Here is a 1,211-nt window from a genome sequence, read left to right as displayed (position 1 = left end):
ACAGTTCCCGCCTATGTTAGTGGTTCCCTAATTAAAGATGTAGTGGTGAATAATGGCGCGGGCAGTGCGACGCTAACTGCGGGCTTTACGTACATTGAGAATGCGCCTAGCTTAACTGCGTTAACTCCAGGAACGGGTTCAATTTTAGGCGGCACTACGGTCACGTTAACTGGGAGTGGTTTTGCCCCCGGCACCACGGTTACTTTTGGTGGTGTGGCAGCCACGTCTGTAACGGTGATGAACTCTACGACGCTTACTGCGGTAACTCCGGCCTACAGCAGTGGTTCCTTATCCGTGAGTGTGGTGGTAAATAACGGTGTAGCGAATGCTACGTTAATTAATGCGTTTACCTATCAAGCCGAAGCACCCACCATCAGTAGTGTTAGTCCCAATACGGGTCCTGCTGCGGGAGGCACGTCGATTACCATTGCGGGAAGTAATTTTGTCCCTGGTACTACGGTAACGATTGGTGGTATCCCTGCCAGTTCGGTCACGATTTCAAGCACGGGTTCGCTGACTGCGGAAGTACCTGCTTATGTCAGTGGTCCTTTGGCAGCGGATGTGACAGTAACTAATGCTGAGGGCAGTACTACTCTTGCGGGAGGTTTTACTTATACTGCAGCAACTCCAACCTTAACGAGCATTGCTCCCAACAGCGGTACTACCGCGGGTGGTACAACCATTACCTTAACCGGAACGGGTTTTGTTCCTGGAGCTACGGTGCAATTGGATGGCATCAATGCGGTGAATGTGCAAGTACTTAATAACACGACGCTAACGGCGGTGACTCCGGCGCATGCGAGTGGGGCAGTTGATGTTGTGGTCAATAATGGAGCCGGCAGTGTAACGCTAAGTGCAGCCTTTACTTATGTAGGTGGTGGTTTAAGCCTTAGTGGAATTAGTCCTTCTACCGGCAGTGTAGCGGGTGGTACGGTAATCACCTTAAGTGGGGCTAATTTATCGGGCACTACTTCTGTCACCGTAAGTGGTGTTGCCGCAAGCGGGGTAACGGTAGTGAATGCCACGACAGTAACGGCAATTGTGCCAGCCTATGTAAGTGGCGCTTTGGCAGCGGATGTAACCGTTAGTGATGGCAGCAGCAATGCAACGTTAGTTGGTGGGTTTACCTACCAGGCAATTGCGCCAAGTATTACGAGTATTAGTCCCAATACCAGTACCGTGGCTGGAGGTGTTATGGCAACCGTAACCGG

At 51.3% G+C, this 1,211-nt stretch carries 1 protein-coding gene; it reads left to right on the top strand.

The genetic code is table 11. From position 1 onward, the window contains the following. Positions 1-1,211, top strand: a 1,211-nt coding sequence (locus ACD661_RS16905) for an IPT/TIG domain-containing protein (RefSeq protein WP_400189005.1), incomplete at both ends; no start/stop codon positions are given.

The organism is Legionella lytica (genome assembly GCF_044626755.1).
Lineage (GTDB): Bacteria > Pseudomonadota > Gammaproteobacteria > Legionellales > Legionellaceae > Legionella > Legionella lytica_A.
The sequence above is the reverse complement of the archived record's forward strand: the minus strand, read 5'-3'. Positions and strand labels throughout refer to the sequence as shown.